The following is a 19,277-nucleotide window of genomic DNA, read 5'->3' on the forward strand; positions in this document are numbered from 1 at the left end:
CCCCGGTCCATCAGGACCGGGGCTTCTTCGTGTGCGCCGCACCCGCTTCTGACATTTGTCATGCCGAGTGATGACAGCGCGCACTGCTCGCGGGCCCGCACGGCCGGAACGCTTGGAGCATGGAAACCAACGGACACGAACACGTGATTGAGGTCACTGACCTGCGGCGTGTGTACGGGGGCGGGTTCGAGGCGGTCCGCGGAATCAGCTTCTCCGTCCGGCGCGGGGAGATCTTCGCGCTGCTCGGCACCAACGGCGCGGGCAAGACGTCGACCGTCGAGATCCTGGAGGGCCTCGCACAGCCGGCCGGCGGACGGGTACGGGTCCTCGGGCACGACCCCTACACCGACCGGGCCGCCGTACGGCCCCGCACCGGCGTGATGCTCCAGGAGGGCGGCTTCCCCTCCGAGCTCACCGTCGCCGAGACGGCGCGGATGTGGGCCGGATGCGTCAGCGGCGCCCGCCCCCCGGCGGAGGTCTTGGCCCAGGTCGGCCTGGAGGCGAAGACCGGCACCCGGGTCAAGCAGCTGTCCGGCGGCCAGCGCCGCCGCCTCGACCTGGCCCTCGCCCTGCTCGGCGACCCCGAGGTGCTCTTCCTCGACGAGCCGTCCACCGGTCTGGACGCCGAAGGCCGCCGCGCCACCTGGGAGTTGGTGAGCGCGCTGCGCGACGGCGGAACGACCGTGCTGCTCACCACGCACTACCTGGAAGAGGCCGAGAACCTCGCCGACCGGCTCGCGATCATGCACGAGGGCCGGATCGCCACCACCGGCACCCCCGCCGAGGTGACCGCCGCCGAGCCGTCGCGGATCTCCTTCGAACTGCCCGACGGCTACTTCGTCGGCGACCTCCCTCCGCTCGGTGAACTGGGCGTGACCGGCCACGACACCGACGGCCGGATCGTCCGGCTGCGCACCCACGAACTCCAGCGGTCGGCCACCGGCCTGCTGATGTGGGCCGCGCAGGCCCGGGTCGAACTGCGCCGCCTGGACGTGCGCTCGGCCTCCCTGGAGGAGGCGTTCCTCGGGATCGCCAAGGACGCCTCGACGCGGCAGAACACGGGCATGACCACGAAGGAGTACGCGGCATGAGCGCCACCCACACGACGCCCCGCCCGGCGACGACCCCGCTGAGCCGGATGACCGCCCTGGCCCGCGCCGAACTGACCCTGCTGGGGCGGACCCGGGGCGCGCTCTTCGCGGCGCTGTTCGTGCCGCTGGTGATGCCGGTCAGCGTGCGGTCGGCGTCCGAGGAGATGGATCTCGCCGGGGCCGGACTGAGCCCCGGCACCCTGGTGCTGCCCGCCGCGGTCGGCTTCTCCCTGCTGTTCGCCGTCTACTCCGTGCTCGTCGGCGCGTTCGTCGTGCGGCGTGAGGAGCTGGTGCTCAAGCGGCTGCGCACCGGTGAACTGCGGGACACCGAGATCCTGGCCGGCACAGCGCTGCCGGCGGTCCTCACCGGGCTCGCGCAGTGCCTGCTGCTGGTGGTGGGGTGCGCGGTGCTGATGGACCTGTCCGCGCCGGCGGCGCCGCACCTGGTCGTCCTCGGGCTGCTGTCGGGGCTCGTGATCAGCGCCGCCCTGGCCGCGGTCACCGCGGCTTTCACCCGGACCGGCGAAAGCGCCCAGGTCACGCCCATGCCGCTGCTGATGGTCTCGATGATCGGCTCCGGCATGTTCGTCCCCCTGGAACTGTTCCCGGACAAGGTGGCCTCCGTCCTCGAACTGCTGCCGCTGACGCCCGTCGTCACGCTGGTGCGCGGCGGCTGGACCGGGAACCTCTCCTCGTACGAGGCGCTGGGCGCACTCGCGACCGCCATGGCCTGGATCCTCATCGCGGTGTTTGCTGTACGGCGGTGGTTCCGCTGGGAACCGCGGCGTTGACCGAAGGGGAGTGACGGGGCTCATGCGCACGCCGGGCAGGTGGTGGCGGCACAAGACCACGCCGGAGAAGGTCGAGACGTACACACGGTGGTCGTTCCACTTCTTCGCGGTGATGGAGTTCTTCTCCATCGGGCTCACGTCCGTGGGCCCGCTCGGGGTGCGGCTGGGCGGTGCCGCCATGCTGGTGGTGGCCCTGCACGCCGGGCTCTGCTTCGTGGCCGTCTCCCGGGCGATCGACTGGACCCGAGGCCGCAGGCCCCAGCCCACCGGGCTGCTGTGGACCCTGGCCGCCGTCACCGCCGCCATCGCCGCCGCCGCGATCGGACTCGCCGAGCTCGGGCCTCACCGCGAGAGCGTCGACACGGCCGCCGGTGGTGTCTTCGGCGTGATCCTGATCTTCGGCCCCGGCATCATCGCCCTCGGCGTCCGCTCCCGGCGGCGCGCGTTCGGCATCGCGGGCGGCTTCGCGGCGGGCAGCAGCGTCCTGGCGCTCGCGCTCGGCGCCCCGGTGCTCGCGGCGCTGTTCACGGGCCTGATCGTGCTGCTCGGCGGCGTGTTCATCTGCTTCACGGCCGTCTTCTCGGTATGGCTGCTCAATGCCGTCTACGAACTCGACGAGGCCCGCGAGACCCGGGCCCGGCTCGCCGTCGCCGAGGAGCGGCTGAGGTTCGGGCGGGATCTGCACGACGTCATGGGGCGCAACCTCGCCGTGATCGCCCTGAAGAGCGAGCTGGCCGTGCAGCTGGCCCAGCGGGGGCGGCCCGAGGCCGTCACGCAGATGGTCGAGGTGCAGCGGCTCGCGCAGGAGTCGCAGCGGGAGGTGCGGGAGGTCGTGCGCGGTTACCGGGAGGCCGACCTCGGCTCGGAACTCGCCGGGGCGCAAGGGGTGCTGGCGGCGGCCGGTATCGACTGCACGGTCGGCGGGGCGACGGCGGCCGGACTGCCCGCGGCGGTGCAGTCCGCCCTGGGGTGGGTGGTGCGGGAGGCCGCGACCAACGTCCTGCGGCACGGGGACGCGCGGCGGTGTGCGGTGCGATTGCAGGTGCTGGAGGAGCGGGTGTTGTTGTCCGTGGAGAACGACGGGGTGCGCGAGGCGGGGCCGGAGTCCGAGACCGGGCCGTCCGGCTCGGGGCTCGCCGGGCTGCGGGAACGGCTGGCGGAGATCGACGGCACGCTGGAGGCCGGGCCCGACGGGCGCGGGCTGTTCCGGCTGACGGCGGAGGTTCCGCTGCCGTCGCGGCCCACCTCGCTCGACGCCGTCCCGGCCGCCGTCGCGGCGCGTTCGGTGAGTTCCGTGAGTTCCCCGGGTTCCCCGAGTTCCGTGAGTTCCCCGAGTTCCGTGAGTGAGGTCACACCGTGACGGTCGTGGAACCCGTACGGCTGCTGCTCGCCGACGACGAGCACCTCATCCGGGGGGCGCTCGCCGCGCTGCTGTCGCTGGAGGACGACCTCGTCGTCGTCGCAGAGGCCGCCACCGGCCCCGAGGCGCTGGCCATGGCCCGGGCGCACAAGCCCGATGTCGCCGTGCTGGATCTCCAGATGCCCGGCGCCGACGGTGTGAAGGTCGCCACATCACTGCGGACCGAACTGCCCGGCTGCAAGGTGCTCATCGTGACCAGCCACGGACGGCCCGGCCATCTGAAGCGGGCGCTGGCGGCCGGAGTACGGGGGTTCGTACCGAAGACCGTGAGCGCGCAACGGCTCGCCGAGCTCATCCGGACGGTGCACGCCGGGAACCGTTACGTCGACCCCGAGTTGGCCGCCGACGCGATCGCCGCCGGGGACTCACCGCTGACCGCGCGGGAGGCCGAGGTCCTGGAACTGGCCGCCGACGGCGCGCCCGTCGCGGAGATCGCCGAGCGGGCCGCGCTGTCACAGGGGACCGTGCGGAACTATCTGTCGTCGGCCGCGTCGAAGCTCGGCGCCGAGAACCGCCATACGGCGGTACGGCTCGCGCGGGAGCGAGGTTGGGTATAGTGGTTCTCGCGCCACGGCGCATGCGAACGTAGCTCAGTTGGTAGAGCGCAACCTTGCCAAGGTTGAGGTCGCGAGTTCGAACCTCGTCGTTCGCTCCATCAAGAAGCCCCCCGGTTCCGGCCGGGGGGCTTCTTCGTCTCCTACGACCAGCTCGTCCCGGTCAGGCGCTCGTACGCCTCCACGTACTTGGCGCGGGTCGCCTCGACGACCTGCTGCGGCAGGGCCGGCGGCGGCTGCTCGCTCTTGCGGTCCCAGCCGGACTCCGCCGAGGTCAGCCAGTCCCGGACGAACTGCTTGTCGTACGACGGCTGCGCACGGCCCGGCTGCCACTGGTCGGCCGGCCAGAAACGGGAGGAGTCCGCGGTGAGGACCTCGTCGGCGAGGACCAGGTCGTCGCCGTCGAAGCCGAACTCGAACTTGGTGTCGGCGAGGATGATGCCCCGCTCCCGGGCGATGTCCCGGCCCCGGGAGTAGACGGCGAGGGTCGCCTGGCGCAGCCGGGCCGCGGTGTCCGCGCCGACCTGGCGGGCCACCTCCTCGTAGGAGACGTTCTCGTCGTGCTCGCCCACGGCGGCCTTGGTGGCCGGGGTGAAGATCGGGGCGGGCAGTTCACTGCCGTCGGTCAGGCCCTCCGGCAGCGCGAGGCCGCAGACCGTGCGGGTCTCGTTGTACTCGGCGAGGCCCGAGCCCGTGAGGTAGCCGCGGGCCACGCACTCGACCGGGACCATCCGCAGGGACTTGCAGATCAGCGTGCGGCCCGCCCAGTCGGCGGGGGCGCCGTCGGGCAGCTCCGTGCTCAGCACGTGGTTGGGGACCAGGTCGGCGAGCCGCTCGAACCACCACAGGGACAGCTGCGTGAGGATCCGCCCCTTGTCGGGGATCTCGGTCGGCAGCACCCAGTCGTAGGCGGACATGCGGTCACTGGCGACCATCACGAGGTCGCCCGCCTCGTTCCGGTACAGCTCGCGCACCTTGCCGGTGTGCAGATGTACCAGGCCCGGAACCTGGATCGGCTCGGGCTTTTCGACGAATCCGGACACGGTTCCTCCCCGTGGTTCTGTCCAATGGCCTGATTCTCCCGTATGCGCGGGTGATCGCGGACAGTGGGTCAGTCGCGTTTGCAGATGCGGTCCAGGAGATTCGCGGTCGCGCGCTGGACGCGTGCGTCGACGTGGCCGGGACGGTCCAGAGCCGGGGACCAGGCGAACGTTCCGGATGCGAAGACCCAGGCGCCGGAGGGAGCGCGGTAGAGGGACGTCTCCTGGTGTCGCTGGGCGCCCTCCTTGTCGGTGTACGGGGAGTGGGCGAGCAGCATGCGCTCCTCGTGCTCGGGCAGCGGGGTGCGCGGGAAGTAGCGGTCGGCCTCGCCCGCCACCAGGTTGTCGATCTCGTCGCCCTCGTGCGCCCCGGTCGCCTCCCACAGCCAGTGCCCGGCGTTGCGCACGATCAGCGGGTGCGGCACGGGTACGGGCCCGGCGTACTGGATGCCCAGGAGCTGCTGCTCGGCCCGGTCGATCTCCCGCCACAGCACCGGCTTGCCCGGGCCCCGGCGCTTGCGGCAGGTCAGCAGCCGGTCGGGCACACCGGACGGGGAGGGGCCGAGCTCCACCTGCCAGTACATGGTGTTGGCGGAGAGGAAGACCAGCGAGGTGCCGGTGTCCCGGCCGCGCTCCACGGTGGCGCGCATGGCGGCCGACCAGTACTCGTCGTGGCCCGGGAAGACCAGGCCGCGGTAGCGCGTGGGGTCGACGCGGCCGGCGTGCAGGTCGCTCGCGTCGGCGTAGGCGATGTCGTAGCCGTAGCGCTCGGCCCAGCGGATGAAGTCGTAGGCGTGGCCGACGTGCAGGGGCAGGCCCGCGCCCGCGTATGGCCGGTCGAAGGACACCGTCGTGGCGGCCTCGGACTCGCCCAGCAGCCTGCCCTGCTCGTCCCAGGCGTGGTAGAGGCTGGCGCCGGTGCGGCCGTCCTCGGGGTAGAGGTTGTAGGCCTGCCAGGTGACGTCGGGCAGCACGAGCAGCAGGTCGGCGGGCTGGTCGTGGCGGACGGTGAAGGGGACGTGGGAGCGGTAGCCGTCGGCGGTGGTGAGGACGGCGACGTATGCGCCGATGTTCCAGTACGAGGGGACCTGGAGGCGCCAGGACAGCCACCAGTGGTGGCAGGAGACCGTGCGGTCCGCGGTGAGCGGCGCGGGCTGGACGATGCCGGACAGCCGCGGGCTTGTGGTGATCTTCGCGGCGCCGTCACCGCCGTAGTGGCCGATGCGGTAGATGTCGACGGCGAACTGCTGCGGCGGGTCGACGGTGATGTGGAAGTCGATGGCGTCGCCGGGCGCGACCGCGCCGGTGGAGGCGAAGCCCTTGATCTGGCGGTTGACGTCGTCGGCCGCGCGGGGGCCGCCCGAGCGGGCGTCCTTCTTCGGCGGGTGGGCCGTGTCCTGGTCGGCGTACCAGGGGACGACCTGGCCGGAGTGGTCGAAGTACGTGACGTTGCCGCGCAGCCACGGCACCGGGCCCTGTCCGAAGGGGTCCGTCACGGCGTGCGCCAGCGCTCCCGACTCCCAGCGGCGGATCTGCTCCGAGCCCATGGTTGTCTCCCCTCCCCTGTGCCCCCGTGGTGGTGCTTGGCCGTTTCTTGGTGGTGCGTGCCGGTGTGGTGCGCTGGTGCCTGCCGGTGGGTGGTGCGTGTCGGCGTGGTGCGGGCGGTGGTGCGTGCGGTGTTCTGTGGTGACGTGCGGCGTTTCGCGGTCCGTGGGGCGCGGTCGTGCCTATGTGCTTGTCGTATGTCGCAAGCTCTTGCCATGCACGCGAACGGTCCAAGCACATCACATAACGCGCGCACTTCGTCACTGTTCGTTTTGAATTGGCCAGAACCGGAAGCTCGTGCTCCGGTGATCAGCCGAGGCGGACCGGCTTCTCCGGGCGTATGCCGAGCTGGGACAGCCAGACCCGCAGGGGCGTGGCGTCGCCGTCCTCGATGAGGCTGAGGACCTTGGGCGCCAGGTCGGCCGTGCGCTCACCGTCGATCAGGAGGGTCGGGCCGTCCAGCCAGTCCAGGCCCGGGGTCGCACCGGCGGTGTCCATCGCGGCGCAGCAGACCATCGCGGTGAGGTGGTCGGCGAGCAGCTCCCTGGCCGTGCGCGGGGGCTGGAGGGGGAAGAGGGGGAGGGCCCGGTCGTCCCAGAGGGCGGCGGGGTCGGGGGCCGGGGGCGGGGAGGGGGCCGTGGGGGAGACAGCGGCGGGGGCGGAGGGGGTGCTGGAGGAGGGGGCGGCGTAGGAGGGGGTGGCCTCCTCGCGGGCCAGTTCCGCGCTGAGGCGGGCGGCGAGGGTGGCGCTGGGGGCCGTCGTACCGGCGAGGTCCTCGTCGTCGAGGGCGTGCGGTCTGCCGGGGAGTCGGCCGGTGGTTTCGGGGGGTGCCGGGTCCGGCGGGGTCGACGGGTGTGGCTGGTTCGTCTCGGTCGGCTGGTTCAGCTCGTTCGACCGGCCTGGCTGGTTCGACCGGCCTGGCTCGTCCGACTGGCCTGGCTGGTTCGGCTCGTCGGGCTGGTTCGGCCCGGGGCCGGTCGCGCCCGTGCCGCCGGTCGGCCACGCCGGGCCCGTGTCCGTGAGGTGGTCGAGGACGCGGGACAGGGTCGGGGCGACGGCGGCGGAAGCCGTGGGGCCGCTGGCGGGGCGGACGCCCATGTCGTCCAGGACGCGGTGCAGGCGGGCCGCGTCGAGGCGCCACTTGCGGTCCACGACCTCGTCCGGATACTCGCTCCAGGCCACCGGTGACCAGTCGGGGCCGGGCCCGGCGGGACCGCCGTGGAAGAGGCGGGCGGCGAGGAGGGACGCGGCCTCGTCGACCGTGCCCGGCTCCTCCAGAAGATCGCAGGCCGGCCGCTCACCGAGCCGGGAGGCGAACCCCTCGGCCAGGCGGTCGCGCCGGGACAGCTCCGTGAGCGCCGCGACCACACCGGCGTCCAGCCGGGACGGCCAGCGGCCCATCCGCCAGGCGGGCAGCGCGACCCGGGTCAGCAGCCGGTCCCAGCCCGCGTACGCCAGGCCCACCTGCTCCTGGGCGACGATCCGCAGCCCGTAATCCACAGCCTGTGCACGCTCCGCCGCCGCGGCCGCCACGCCCCGCTCCAGCTCGGCGGCATGGACCCGGCAGCTGCGCAGCAGAAGCCGGGCGACCCACCCGACCCCGGCGAGCACCGCCCGCGAGACCGGGTCACGCCGGGGCTCCGAGGCCACGGCCACCGCGGCGTCCAGACCCCGGACGAAACGCCTGGCCGCGGCTATGTCCGGGTGGGCCGAGGGACCCGTACCGGCGATGACCGGGGCGAGGACCGCGCGCAGCTCGCCGACCCGCATCCACCACAGGAACGGGGAGCCGATGACCAGGACCGGCGCCACGGGATGCCGGCGGTGCGCCTGCCTGCCCACTCCCGCGATGTCGCGGTGCTCCTCGGCCGGGGGCGGCGCGTGGGCCGGGTGGGTGCGGTCCTCCAGCCAGCTGTCGCAGTCCGGGGTGAGCGCTATCGCGGAGGGCGCGGGGACGTCGAGGCGGTCGGCGAGGTCGCGGACCATCCGGTACAGGTCGGGAGCCGCCTCCTCGGTGACCGGGACGGTCGGGCTCATGGCGGGCCGGGCCCGGACGACGACCAGGGCGATCCCGGCGGCGGCCAGCAGCACGAGGACCGCGAACGGCGTCAGCACCCAGCGGGCCGCGTCCCAGCCGGGGCCCTCAAGCCGGTCGCCGACCATGCCCGCGAGCAGGATCACGGCTACGGCGGCCGGCAGCAGGGCGACGGCCAGGGCACGGCTGCGGATCCGCAGCACGGCCAGGGCCCGTGCTCGCGCGACCTGCGCTCCTGCCTCCACACCCATTCCGGTCACGACCGACCTCACCCCCTCCCCGTTGACCCGACGCTGCCCTTGCTCACTCCCCCACTGTGGCACCCGGCACTGACATCGCAATGCCGGTGGGCCAAGTGCCGGAACGCTTGCGCCGCACCCTAGTTGGGGCTCCGCCCCCCGTCAGCCGGATAGAGCATCGGTCACTCGATGGAATGGCTTTGGGGAAAGGTGGATGACGGAAAACGAGCGTCAGGCCCCCGCCATTCGTATACGGCCCCCCGCCTGTCGTATACGGCCCCCGTCCCCTCGCATGCTTCGGGCCCCGGATCCTGAGACGGATCCGGGGCCCGGGGGGTTCATCGGCGGCGGGGTGTTTCGGGAGAAGGGGGCGTTACGCTCCCGCCGCCTTCGCGGCGATGTCCGTGCGGTGCTGAGAGCCGTCGAGGCGAATGCGGCCGACGGCCGTGTAGGCGCGGTCGCGGGCCTCGGTGAGGTCCTTGCCGGTGGCCGTCACGGACAGGACGCGGCCGCCCGCGCTGACCACGGCGTCACCCTCCTGCCGGGTGCCGGCGTGCAGCACGTACGCGTGCGGGGCGTCCTGGGCGGCGACCTCGTCGAGTCCGGTGATCGGGTCGCCGGTGCGCGGGGTGCCGGGGTAGTTGTGCGAGGCGACGACCACGGTCACGGCCGCGTCGTCGCTCCAGCGCAGCGGCTCCAGGTGGGCCAGGTTGCCGGTGGCGGCGGCCATCAGCAGGCCGGCCAGCGGCGTCTTCAGCCGGGCCAGCACGACCTGGGTCTCGGGATCGCCGAACCGGGCGTTGAACTCGATCACGCGGACGCCGCGCGAGGTGATCGCGAGACCGGCGTACAGCAGACCGGAGAACGGCGTGCCACGCCGCTGCATCTCGTCCACGGTCGGCTGCAGCACGGTCTGCAGCACCTCGTCGACCAGCTTCGGGTCGGCCCACGGCAGCGGGGAGTACGCGCCCATGCCGCCGGTGTTGGGGCCCTCGTCGCCGTCCAGGGCGCGCTTGAAGTCCTGGGCGGGCTGGAGGGGCACGACCGTCTCGCCGTCGGTGACGGCGAACAGGGAGACCTCGGGGCCGTCGAGGTACTCCTCGATGACCACACGCTCGCAGGCCGCCGCGTGGGCCCGGGCCGCTTCGAGGTCGTCGGTGACGACGACGCCCTTGCCCGCGGCGAGCCCGTCGTCCTTCACGACGTACGGAGCGCCGAAGGCGTCGAGGGCCGCGTCGGCCTCTTCCGGGGTCGTGCAGACGTACGAACGGGCCGTGGGCACCTCGGCCGCCGCCATGACGTCCTTGGCGAAGGCCTTGGAGCCCTCCAGCTGGGCCGCCTGGCCGGACGGGCCGAAGACAGGGATGCCCGCCTCACGTACGGCGTCGGCCACACCGGCGACCAGCGGGGCCTCCGGGCCGACGACCACGAGCTCCGCGCCGAGGCGGGTGGCCAGCTCGGTGACCGCGGCGCCGTCCGTGGCGTCGACCTGGTGCAGCTCGGCGACCTCGGCGATGCCGGCGTTGCCGGGGGCGCAGTACAGCGCGGTGACATCGGGGTCGTGGGACAGGGAGTGGCACAGGGCGTGTTCGCGGGCGCCGCTGCCGATGACGAGGACCTTCACGGGGGTCAGCCTAACGGCAGCCGCCGGGTTCCCTTTGTGCGGGCTTCCGAAGGGAGGGGGGATCTTGAGCTGGATGTTCCTCCAAGGCAGGCCGCGTGTTCGCCGGGCCGGGTGGTCGTCGGGCCGGGTGGTCGTTGGGCCGGGAGGTCGTCGGCCGGGTGGTCGTGAGGCCGGGAGGGGGCGTCGGGGCGTCGGGGCGTCGGGCCGGGGGGCGTCGGGCCGCTGTCCGGCTATTCGTTGGTGAACTCCTCGACCACCGTCGCCCCCAGCTCCCGGACGATCAGCTCCTGGCCGGAGAGGGCCGACTCGTCCAGGTCGGGGTCGTCGTCCTCGGGGATGTCCTCCTCGACCGAGACGTGGCGCGGCGGTGGTGCGGAGGGCTGGGGGACGGAGGCTGCCGGTGCCGGGGCCGGGGTGGAGGCCGGGGCAGGGCTGCTCGACTGCTGGGTGGGGGCGGCCGGGGGCGCCGACTGCGGCGGGGCGGGGCGCTGGGCCGTGGCCGTACCGCCGCCCGCGTTGTAGCCGCCGCCACCACCCGCGTTGTATCCGCCACCACCGCCGGTGCCGTAGCCACCACCGCCGGTGCCGTAGCCGCCACCGCCGCCGAAGCCTCCGCCGCCCCCGGAGCCGGAGGGACCGCCCGAGGGTGGGGGCGCGGAGCCGCCCGAGGGGTCGACGATCGCCTCGATCTTCCACTGCACGTTGAACTGCTCGCCCAGCGCCTGCCGCAGCACCTCCTCGCTGCCGCTGCTCAGGAAGTTGTCCCGCGCGCCCGCGTTGACGAAGCCGAGCTGGAGGGTCGTGCCGTCGAAGCCGGCCACCTGGGCGTTCTGACTGAGCAGGATCCAGGTGAAGCGGCGACGGTTCTTGACCGCGTCCAGGATGTTCGGCCACAGCATCCGGGGGTCGAGGCCACCGCCGCCGCCCGAGGCGGTGGGGGCGGGGGCCGGGGCGGTCTGCGCCGGAGCCGGGGGCGCCGCCGCGGGTGGGGCGCTGGGGGCGGGGGCGCTGGTCGGCGGGGTGTTCGCCGAGGAGGCGTTCGAGCCGCCCGCGCCCGGAGCGGCCGTGGGCCAGTCACCGGGGCGACGACCACCGCTGCCTGCGGAGGCGGCGGTGGGCCAGGCACCCGGCGCGGACTGGGGATGTTCGGCCGGGGCCGGGGCCTGGGCGGGGGCCTGGGGCGCGGCCGGTGGTGCTGGCGGCGCCGCGCCCTGGTCCGGTGCGGCGGGCTGCGGCACGCCCTGGCCCGTCGCAGGAGGGGCGGAGTCGGCGGCGGCCGGTGCGGGGCCGACGCCACCGGCGCCGGGCGCGGCACCGCCGTGGCCCGGTGCTCCCGCTGCCGGTCCCGCGCCCGCGCCTGGTCCCGCTCCGGCCGTACGGACGGCAGCACGGGCCGCGGCCGGGCCACCGCCCGGTGCCACCGCCCCGCCACCGCCCGGCGGCACGGCAGCCCCGCCACCCGCCTGCACGGGAGCCGCAGCCGCTCCCCCATGACCTTCCGGCCCGGGCGCGTATCCCGCGGCGGGCAGGCCGGCGGGGCCCGCGGAGAAGTTCACACCGCGCTCGATCCGGTCGAGGCGGGCCATCACGGACCGCTCGTCGCCGTAGGCGGCGGGGAGCAGTACACGGGCGCAGATCAGTTCGAGCTGGAGACGGGGCGAGTTGGCGCCGCGCATCTCGGTCAGGCCCTCGTTGACGAGGTCGGCGGCGCGGCTCAGCTCGGCGGGGCCGAAGACGCCGGCCTGGGCCTGCATGCGCTCGATCACATCGGCGGGGGCGTCGATGAGCCCCTTCTCGGCCGCGTCCGGGACGGCGGCGAGGATCACCAGGTCGCGCAGCCGCTCCAGGAGGTCGGCGACGAAACGCCGGGGGTCGTTGCCGCCCTCGATCACGCGGTCGACGACCTCGAAGGCCGCGGCTCCGTCGCCGGTGGCGAAGGCCTCGACGACCGAGTCGAGCAGGGAGCCGTCGGTGTACCCGAGCAGGGCGGTGGCCATGGCGTATGTCACACCGTCGGCCGCGGCACCGGCGAGGAGCTGGTCCATCACGGACATGGAGTCACGCACGGACCCGCCGCCCGCGCGCACGACGAGCGGGAGCACGCCCTCCGCGACGGGGATGGTCTCCTTCTGGCAGACCTGCCCGAGGTACTCCCGGAGGGTGCCGGGGGGCACGAGCCGGAAGGGGTAGTGGTGGGTCCGGGACCGGATCGTCCCGATGACCTTCTCGGGCTCGGTGGTCGCGAAGATGAACTTGAGATGCTCCGGCGGCTCCTCGACGACCTTCAGCAGCGCGTTGAAGCCGGCCGACGTGACCATGTGGGCCTCGTCGATGATGTAGATCTTGTACCGGCTGCGGGCGGGCCCGAAGAAGGCCTTCTCCCGCAGGTCACGGGCGTCGTCCACGCCTCCGTGGGACGCCGCGTCGATCTCGATGACGTCGATGGAACCGGGGCCGTTGCGCGCGAGGTCCTGACAGGACTGGCACTCTCCGCAGGGGGTCGGCGTGGGCCCCTGCTCGCAGTTCAGGCAGCGGGCCAGGATCCGCGCGCTGGTCGTCTTGCCACAGCCGCGCGGCCCGCTGAACAGGTACGCGTGGTTGACCCGGTTGTTCCGCAGCGCCTGCTGCAGCGGGTCGGTGACATGCTCCTGCCCGATGACCTCGGCGAAGGTCTCCGGGCGGTAGCGGCGGTACAGAGCGAGAGACGACACGCATACGAGGTTATAGGCGCCCACTGACATCGAGCCCGGCCCGGCCCCGCCCGGCAGACCGCGTCCGCGAGATCCCGGCTGACAGACCCCGTCCGGCAGGCCCCGCCCCCGGCACCCCGCCCGGGAACGCAGACGCCCCCCACGCACCCGCCAGAGCCAACCTACCCTTGCTGCCTTCCGGCCCTGGGGGAGTTCAGTCAGATAGCGCCGCGTGAGGGGCTGCGCCAAGGCTACCTGATGTCTGGGGTGGGGAACGAGTTCGCGAGCACTCCTCAACGTCTTGTATTGTTTGCGGCGGAGGATTCGCCTAGAGGCCTAGGGCGCACGCTTGGAAAGCGTGTTGGGGGCAACCCCTCACGAGTTCGAATCTCGTATCCTCCGCCAGTGCCTCACCGGGCACGATGTCGAAGGGCCCCACCGTTCGCGGTGGGGCCCTTCGACGTTGTCCGTCTCGGAACGCGGCGGCCTCAGCGGCTGGCCATGGCGGCGATGCGAACGGTGGCTGTGGGGCTCATGCCTGGCTCGCCGGGGCGATCTCGTGGATCAGGCCGCGGATGCGCTGCTCGATCTCGTCTCGGATCGGGCGAACCGCGTCCACGCCCTGTCCGGCCGGGTCGGGGAGTTCCCAGTCGAGGTAGCGCTTGCCGGGGAAGACGGGGCAGGTGTCCCCGCAGCCCATCGTGATGACGACGTCGGACGCCTGGACCGCTTCCACCGTGAGCACCTTGGGGACCTCGGCCGTGATGTCGATGCCCGCCTCGGCCATGGCCTCGACCACGGCGGGGTTGACGGTGTCGGCGGGGGCGGAGCCTGCGGAGCGGACCTGGACGCGGTCGCCCGCGAGGTGGGTGAGGAAGGCGGCGGCCATCTGTGAGCGTCCGGCGTTGTGGACGCAGACGAACAGGACGGAGGGGGTGGCTGTGTCAGGCATGGGCTGCGTCTTCCTGAGGTGCGGGGGCGGCGGCTGGGGCGGTGAAGTAGCGGCGCGCGTACAGGGCGACGTACACCAGGCCGATGAGTACGGGCACTTCGATGAGGGGGCCCACGACGCCGGCGAGTGCCTGGCCGGAGGTGGCTCCGAAGGTGGCGATGGCGACGGCGATGGCCAGCTCGAAGTTGTTGCCCGCAGCGGTGAAGGCCAGCGTTGTGGCGCGCGCGTGATCCAGACCGACGGCACGGCCCAGTGCCATCGACCCGGCCCACATGACGGCGAAGTAGACCAGCAGCGGCAGGGCGATGCGGGCTACGTCCAGCGGCTGTGAGGTGATCGCCTCGCCTTGCAGGGCGAAGAGGATGACGATGGTGAAGAGCAGCCCGTAGAGGGCGAAGGGGCCGATGCGCGGGATGAGTTCGGCTTCGTACCAGGTGCGGCCCTTGGTCTTCTCGCCGATGCGGCGGGTGAGGTAACCGGCCGCCAGTGGGATGCCGAGGAAGATGAGCACGCTGCGGGCGATCTCCCACACCGACACGTTCAGACCGGTCTGTTCCAGGCCGAGCCAGCCGGGCAGGGCGGAGAGGTAGAACCAGCCCAGCGCCGAGAAGGCGATCACCTGGAAGACGGAGTTCAGGGCGACCAGGACTGCGGCGGCTTCGCGGTGCCCGCAGGCCAGGTCGTTCCAGATGATGACCATGGCGATGCAGCGGGCCAGGCCGACGATGATCAGGCCTGTGCGGTAAGCGGGCAGGTCCGGCAGGAACAGCCAGGCCAGGGCGAACATGAGCGCCGGGCCGACGACCCAGTTCAGCAAAAGGGACGGGAGCAACAGGCGGCGATCGCTGGTGACTGTGTCGAGGCGGTCGTAGCGGACCTTGGCCAGCACCGGGTACATCATCACGAGCAGGCCCAGGGCGATCGGCAGGGACACGCCCGTCACCGTCACCTTGGCCAGAGCGTCGCCCAGGCCCGGGACCAGGCGCCCCAGGCCGAGCCCCACGGCCATGGCCGCGAGGATCCAGACAGCCAGGTAGCGATCGACGAAGGACAAGCGTCCCGCCACGTTCCCCTCGGCAACCGCGGTGCTCACGAGGCGGCCTCGGCAGGCGTCGTGCGGTCGGGCAGTGACTCTCCTGCCGGACGGGTCAGGATCGCGGCAAGCCGGTCGGTCATCTCCGGGACCAGCCAGTAGTAGACCCAGGTGCCGCGCCGCTCGCAGTCGATCAAACCGGCCTGCCGGAGCAGCTTGAGGTGATGGGAGATCGTCGGCTGGGACAGGTCGAAGGCCGGGGTCAGGTCGCACACGCAGACCTCGCCACCCGCACGTGAGGCGATCATCGACAGCAGACGCAGCCGCACCGGATCACCCAAGGCCTTGAACACCTTGGCCAGCTCCGCCGCCTGGCCCTCGTCCAAGGGCGCCGTGAGCAGCGCCGGGCAGCAGCTGCCGGCCGCATCGTCCTGACCCAGCACAACGAACTCTTGATTCGACATTTCTCTATGTTGACATCCTTCGATTAAGAGCGCAATGTTGCATCGACAGACATCAATGCAACCCGTTGGGAGTCGTGCCATGTCTCGCGCTCAGCTCGCCCTTCGCGTCAGCGACCTCGAAGCGTCGATCACCTTCTACTCGAAGCTGTTCGGCACCGAACCGGCCAAGCGTCGCGAGGGGTACGCCAACTTCGCCATCACAGAGCCCCCGCTCAAGCTCGTCCTGATCGAGGGGCAGACCGGCGAGGAAACGCGCCTGGACCACCTCGGCGTCGAGGTCGAGTCCACCGACCAGGTCAACGCCGCCACCACCCGGCTCAAGGACGCCGGTCTGGCCACCTTCGAGGAGAACGACACCTCCTGCTGCTACGCCCTCCAGGACAAGGTGTGGGTCCACGGTCCCGGCAAGGAACCCTGGGAGGTCTACGTCGTGAAGGCCGACGGCGACCACCTCGGCAAGAGCGCCGACCCCACCGCCACCGGGGACGCCTGCTGCACCAGCCAGGCGACCGAGGAAGCCCCGGCGGTCGCCGGATGCGCATGCGGCCAGTGATGCGAACGGCCTGATCGGCCGCGTGCCGGTCCGCCCCCGTTTCCGTCTCGGTCAGCGACCGTCACCACCGTTCACGCGAGTCCCGGACAACGCCAGCGGGCCGAACCGCTTTCGCGGTCCGGCCCGCTATGCCGTCGGAGGATGAGAGATTCGAAATCGTGCGGGGTCAGGGGGACTTCGCGGCGGTTCGCTTCTTGCTTCGGGGCTTTGCGGTGCCGGCGTTGGAGGGTTTGGGTTTCTGCGTGGCGGGGGTGGCAGCCGGGCGGGAGCGGGACGGCCGGGCCGGGGTCGTCGTCCACTTCAGTTCGATCTCCAGCTCGATCTCCCCGCCGCCGATCTCGACCTCCAGCTCGCTCCGCAGGTCGTCGGGGATGCGCAGGCCCAGCGTTCCGGAGCCCAGTTCCAGCTCGGCGTCGCCGCCTTCCCGCAGCGCGTCCGCGAGTGCGGTGAGCTGGTCGGCCGCCTCCTGGCGTGACAGCGAACGCTTCTGCTCGAACTTGAGGTCCGTCATGAGTGCCCTCCGATCCGGTATGGCCATTTTGCGGGCTTTTGGCCGACTGGGCATCCTCATGGGTTCCGTGCGCATCCTCACGTACTCCGTGCGCATCCTCACGTGCTCCGTGAGCATCCTCACGTGCTCCGTGAGCATCCTCATGCGTTCCGCGGGGCCAGGCGCACCTTCACGCCCTCGTCCACCGACTCCCACGGCGTACCGCGCTCCAGGGTCCGGCGGCCCTCGTCGAGCATCTCCTCGCGCAGTCTCAGCGCCGCCTCCATGAGCCTGCGCCACTCCCACTCGGAGCCGAAGGCACGTCTGGAGCGCTCCGCGGAGTCGACCAGCCAGTGGGCGGCCTCTTCCACGTCCCGCACGGACTGCGAGGCCGTTCCGATGCCCTCCAGGTCCCACGTCATCCACATGGCCACGGCACCAATGTCCTGCTCGCCGGCCGCGAGCGCACTCCGAGGGGTGCGGGGCGCCGGACTCGCCGCCGGTCAGTCGCCCGACCGTGGGCCCCAGTCCTCCGGTCCCACCCCGCGCCAGTCGATCCACGACACCTCCGCCACGTCCGCGGGGTCGATCTCCAGCCCCGCTCGGCGGAGGAACTCCGCGACATCGGTCACGTCGTGGGCGAGTCCGAGGATCTCGCCGTCCACGCGCACCCGGCGGCCGCCCGAGGGCGACGGTGGGTGCACGATCACGCGAATAGGTCCGGCCATACCTTCAGGATCATCCGGGACGTACGGTCCCGCAGGCCGGGGCGTCACCGGTGCTGCCGCTCACGAACGTCCCCGGCGGCCCGTCCCAGCTCGCGCAGCTCCCACCACGCCGCCGGATCGGGGCGTCGCCGCTGCCAGTAGGGGTGGAAGAACGCCAGGGCCGACAACCGCAGCAGACGCCTGCGCAGCTCGGTGCGGCCGGGCCGGTCGGCGAGCCGGCGGTAGGTGGCACTCCACTCCTGTTGCGCCCGGACGAGGTCGTCGGGAAACGTTCGCATGGCTGAATTCAATCATGTGTTCGATTTTTCTGGCCAATGCGACAGATCAAGCCGGCGCGACAGGAGGTTTCATGGCTTTGGCAACGCTTCTCTTACGTATCGGTTCGGGCACTGGACGTGGACAGCCGCAGCGCGATGGCCGTCGGTAGGCGCATACTGAGGCCGATGACAAAGCCTGCTGCTCCCAAGCGTCATTTGCCTACCAGCCCCTTCAAGGCCCCGGTCGCCCCGGCGCCGAAGCACTTCGCCGTGGGTGACCAGGTCACGCACGACATGTACGGGCTCGGCCGGGTCATCGGCATGGAGGACGGGATCGCCGCGCTCGTGGACTTCGGGTCCTCGCACATGCGCATCCCCAGCCCCTACGCCAAGATGACCAAGCTGTAGGACCTCCGTGCCCGGTCAGGGCACGCCTGGCCCCGACCGGGCCAGTAACGAAAAGAGACCTCTCATCGAACCGACTTCGCTGTTCTCCGCCGTGGAAGGGCAGACCAGCCGCTCCCGTGCGGCGTCGCCGGCTCCGGCGACCAACCCCTTCCAGGCCCCGGACTTCGGGGAGGACGACACCTTCTCGTTCGACGACGTGACGGAGCAGCCGGCTCAGCCCGCCTCGTCCGGCCGTCCGGCGCGCCGCAGGGCCGCCGCCTAGGCCCGCAGGGCCGCCGCCTAGGCCCGCAGGGCTGAAGCTGGGCTCGAAGCCGGGCTCATCGCAGGGCTCGAACCGGGGCCTCGCAGCGCTCGAACCGGGCCATGCCCTGGACCCGTCAGTTCGGGGACGGCTGTCCGCCCGTGCGGTCCGACGTCGGCCAGACGTACGGCAGATCGTCGGGGACGCCCGGGAAGAGGGTCGCGTAGGTCTCGGGGTCCTTGCGGACCAGGGCCGAGCGGTGACTCTCGTGGAAGGGGCCGTCGCCGAGCCAGGGCGGGACTTCACCCTCGGCGGCCAACTCGTGCTGGTCCCGGATCGGGGCGTGCGGGCGGGTCGCCGCCAGGTCGGCCACGAGCGTCGCCGCGCAGGTGTCCTGGTGGCCCTGTTCGCGCCAGACACGGCAGATCTCCAGGCCGTAGCGGACCAGCGCCTCCTCGTACCCGAGCCACATCCGCACGGCCGGGTGGCGGCGCCAGCCGTAGCCGGGGACGACCAGGCCGCGCAGGACCTGCAGCGCCTCGACGCGTTGTTTGCCGAGCCGGCGGCGGTCGAGGGTCAGGGCCGTGGTGCGGAAATCGGGGTAGGGCAGGAAGGTCTGCATGCCGTCCTCGGTCTCCTTACTACCGCGCGGCTCCCTACTACCGCGCGGCTCCCGTGGGTGTCTCGCGCCGGTTGAGGGCCAGGGCGAGGCCGATCATGGTGACGCCCAGGACGCAGTGGAGCCAGTCGTCCGCGGTGTTCAGCGGCACGAAGTTGGCGGCGCTGTCATGGCCGACCGACAGGCCGTACACCCACAGCACCAGGTAGAAGGCGCCGCCGACCAGCAGGTACGAGTACGCCCCGGCGGTGGTGCCCGCGAGGATCAGCCCCGCCAGGCCGTAGGCCAGGTGCACCAGGTTGTGCAGGATCGACACTTGGAACAGGCCGAACAGTTCGGCGCCCGACTCGTGCGAGGCGAACTCGAGCGAGCCGTAGTCGGTGGTGACGCCGGGGATGAAGCCCAGCACGCCGAACAGGAGGAAGACCAGGCCGAGCAGCACTGCGGCCTGCTGGACGGGGGCGCGGGCGGCCCGGTGGGACGCGGGTCTGGTCATGGCCGGT

21 protein-coding genes, 2 tRNA genes and 1 other RNA gene are annotated in these 19,277 nt (G+C 72.2%); 9 read left to right on the forward strand and 15 right to left on the reverse strand.

The features are described 5' to 3' along the window. Window positions 1-119 precede the first annotated feature (119 nt). From ACFZDE_RS17665 to ACFZDE_RS17685, 5 genes are all read left to right on the forward strand, one after another. Window positions 120-1,091, forward strand: coding sequence for an ATP-binding cassette domain-containing protein (locus ACFZDE_RS17665; protein ID WP_391200567.1), 972 nt, complete (start codon window positions 120-122; stop codon window positions 1,089-1,091). After that, window positions 1,088-1,882, forward strand: a complete 795-nt coding sequence (locus tag ACFZDE_RS17670) for an ABC transporter permease (RefSeq protein ID WP_390998135.1) — start codon at window positions 1,088-1,090, stop codon at window positions 1,880-1,882. Before ACFZDE_RS17665 ends, ACFZDE_RS17670 begins: the two co-directional genes overlap by 4 nt. A 22-nt stretch (window positions 1,883-1,904) precedes the next feature. Beyond that, window positions 1,905-3,242 carry a histidine kinase gene (locus ACFZDE_RS17675; protein WP_391200569.1) on the forward strand — a complete coding sequence of 446 codons (1,338 nt, stop codon included), beginning with the start codon at window positions 1,905-1,907 and terminating at the stop codon, window positions 3,240-3,242. Then, window positions 3,239-3,859, forward strand: coding sequence for a response regulator (locus tag ACFZDE_RS17680; RefSeq protein WP_390998141.1), 621 nt, complete (start codon window positions 3,239-3,241; stop codon window positions 3,857-3,859). Before ACFZDE_RS17675 ends, ACFZDE_RS17680 begins: the two co-directional genes overlap by 4 nt. Before the next feature lie 22 nt (window positions 3,860-3,881). Next, window positions 3,882-3,957: transfer RNA gene (locus ACFZDE_RS17685), tRNA-Gly, on the forward strand. A 42-nt stretch (window positions 3,958-3,999) separates the two neighbouring features. Here the strand turns inward: ACFZDE_RS17685 and ACFZDE_RS17690 are convergent. From ACFZDE_RS17690 to ffs, 6 genes are all read right to left on the reverse strand, one after another. Next, complete coding sequence (locus ACFZDE_RS17690; RefSeq protein WP_391200572.1) at window positions 4,000-4,899, reverse strand: phosphoribosylaminoimidazolesuccinocarboxamide synthase; 900 nt, start codon at window positions 4,897-4,899, stop codon at window positions 4,000-4,002. Between the two features lie 68 nt (window positions 4,900-4,967). Continuing rightward, window positions 4,968-6,443, reverse strand: a complete 1,476-nt coding sequence (locus tag ACFZDE_RS17695; RefSeq protein ID WP_390998147.1) for a N,N-dimethylformamidase beta subunit family domain-containing protein — start codon at window positions 6,441-6,443, stop codon at window positions 4,968-4,970. A 307-nt stretch (window positions 6,444-6,750) separates the two neighbouring features. Then, window positions 6,751-8,727 (reverse strand): hypothetical protein, encoded by a 1,977-nt coding sequence (locus ACFZDE_RS17700; protein WP_391201336.1) that lies wholly within the window; start codon window positions 8,725-8,727, stop codon window positions 6,751-6,753. 361 nt (window positions 8,728-9,088) lie between these two features. Then, window positions 9,089-10,339 carry a phosphoribosylamine--glycine ligase gene (purD, locus tag ACFZDE_RS17705; RefSeq protein WP_391200574.1) on the reverse strand — a complete coding sequence of 417 codons (1,251 nt, stop codon included), beginning with the start codon at window positions 10,337-10,339 and terminating at the stop codon, window positions 9,089-9,091. A 230-nt stretch (window positions 10,340-10,569) separates the two neighbouring features. Continuing rightward, window positions 10,570-13,050, reverse strand: a complete 2,481-nt coding sequence (locus tag ACFZDE_RS17710) for a DNA polymerase III subunit gamma and tau (RefSeq protein ID WP_391200576.1) — start codon at window positions 13,048-13,050, stop codon at window positions 10,570-10,572. 127 nt (window positions 13,051-13,177) lie between these two features. Then, window positions 13,178-13,274, reverse strand: an RNA gene (gene ffs, locus ACFZDE_RS17715) — signal recognition particle sRNA small type. Window positions 13,275-13,346: 72 nt separating this feature from the next. Between ffs and ACFZDE_RS17720 the strand changes: the two genes are divergently transcribed. Further along, window positions 13,347-13,434, forward strand: a tRNA-Ser gene (locus ACFZDE_RS17720). 127 nt (window positions 13,435-13,561) lie between these two features. Here the strand turns inward: ACFZDE_RS17720 and ACFZDE_RS17725 are convergent. Genes ACFZDE_RS17725 through ACFZDE_RS17735 form a run of 3 tightly spaced genes read right to left on the reverse strand, consistent with a single transcriptional unit; the run spans window position 13,562 to window position 15,478 of the window. Next, window positions 13,562-13,981 carry an arsenate reductase ArsC gene (locus ACFZDE_RS17725; protein WP_391200578.1) on the reverse strand — a complete coding sequence of 140 codons (420 nt, stop codon included), beginning with the start codon at window positions 13,979-13,981 and terminating at the stop codon, window positions 13,562-13,564. Continuing rightward, a complete protein-coding gene (gene arsB / locus ACFZDE_RS17730; RefSeq protein WP_390998157.1) occupies window positions 13,974-15,074 on the reverse strand; it encodes an ACR3 family arsenite efflux transporter in 1,101 nt (366 codons plus the stop codon). Before arsB ends, ACFZDE_RS17725 begins: the two co-directional genes overlap by 8 nt. After that, complete coding sequence (locus ACFZDE_RS17735) at window positions 15,071-15,478, reverse strand: metalloregulator ArsR/SmtB family transcription factor (RefSeq protein ID WP_390998159.1); 408 nt, start codon at window positions 15,476-15,478, stop codon at window positions 15,071-15,073. The genes arsB and ACFZDE_RS17735 overlap by 4 nt, the downstream gene beginning before the upstream one ends. A 79-nt stretch (window positions 15,479-15,557) precedes the next feature. Between ACFZDE_RS17735 and ACFZDE_RS17740 the strand changes: the two genes are divergently transcribed. Then, window positions 15,558-16,031, forward strand: coding sequence for an ArsI/CadI family heavy metal resistance metalloenzyme (locus tag ACFZDE_RS17740; protein ID WP_390998161.1), 474 nt, complete (start codon window positions 15,558-15,560; stop codon window positions 16,029-16,031). Between the two features lie 166 nt (window positions 16,032-16,197). Here the strand turns inward: ACFZDE_RS17740 and ACFZDE_RS17745 are convergent, their stop codons facing one another. From ACFZDE_RS17745 to ACFZDE_RS17760, 4 genes are all read right to left on the reverse strand, one after another. After that, window positions 16,198-16,542: an amphi-Trp domain-containing protein gene (locus ACFZDE_RS17745; protein WP_391200580.1), complete on the reverse strand. Its 345-nt coding sequence runs from the start codon at window positions 16,540-16,542 to the stop codon at window positions 16,198-16,200. Between the two features lie 140 nt (window positions 16,543-16,682). Continuing rightward, complete coding sequence (locus ACFZDE_RS17750) at window positions 16,683-16,955, reverse strand: hypothetical protein (RefSeq protein ID WP_391200582.1); 273 nt, start codon at window positions 16,953-16,955, stop codon at window positions 16,683-16,685. A gap of 69 nt (window positions 16,956-17,024) precedes the next feature. Then, entirely contained in the window at window positions 17,025-17,249 is a 225-nt protein-coding gene (locus tag ACFZDE_RS17755) for a hypothetical protein (protein ID WP_390998170.1), read from the reverse strand. Window positions 17,250-17,293: 44 nt separating this feature from the next. After that, window positions 17,294-17,527, reverse strand: coding sequence for a hypothetical protein (locus ACFZDE_RS17760; RefSeq protein WP_390998172.1), 234 nt, complete (start codon window positions 17,525-17,527; stop codon window positions 17,294-17,296). 165 nt (window positions 17,528-17,692) lie between these two features. Here ACFZDE_RS17760 and ACFZDE_RS17765 point away from each other — a divergent pair, with 165 nt between their 5' ends. Together ACFZDE_RS17765 and ACFZDE_RS17770 are read left to right on the forward strand one after the other, a co-directional pair. Continuing rightward, entirely contained in the window at window positions 17,693-17,914 is a 222-nt protein-coding gene (locus ACFZDE_RS17765) for a hypothetical protein (RefSeq protein WP_390998175.1), read from the forward strand. A 91-nt stretch (window positions 17,915-18,005) separates the two neighbouring features. After that, window positions 18,006-18,176, forward strand: a complete 171-nt coding sequence (locus ACFZDE_RS17770; protein ID WP_390998178.1) for a hypothetical protein — start codon at window positions 18,006-18,008, stop codon at window positions 18,174-18,176. Between the two features lie 115 nt (window positions 18,177-18,291). Here the strand turns inward: ACFZDE_RS17770 and ACFZDE_RS17775 are convergent, their stop codons facing one another. Both ACFZDE_RS17775 and ACFZDE_RS17780 read right to left on the reverse strand, forming a co-directional pair. After that, window positions 18,292-18,777, reverse strand: coding sequence for an MSMEG_6728 family protein (locus ACFZDE_RS17775; RefSeq protein ID WP_390998180.1), 486 nt, complete (start codon window positions 18,775-18,777; stop codon window positions 18,292-18,294). Window positions 18,778-18,814: 37 nt separating this feature from the next. Continuing rightward, window positions 18,815-19,270 (reverse strand): DUF4383 domain-containing protein, encoded by a 456-nt coding sequence (locus ACFZDE_RS17780; protein WP_391200584.1) that lies wholly within the window; start codon window positions 19,268-19,270, stop codon window positions 18,815-18,817. Window positions 19,271-19,277 lie beyond the last annotated feature (7 nt).

The organism is Streptomyces sp. NPDC007929, from assembly GCF_042959065.1.
Taxonomy (GTDB): domain Bacteria; phylum Actinomycetota; class Actinomycetes; order Streptomycetales; family Streptomycetaceae; genus Streptomyces.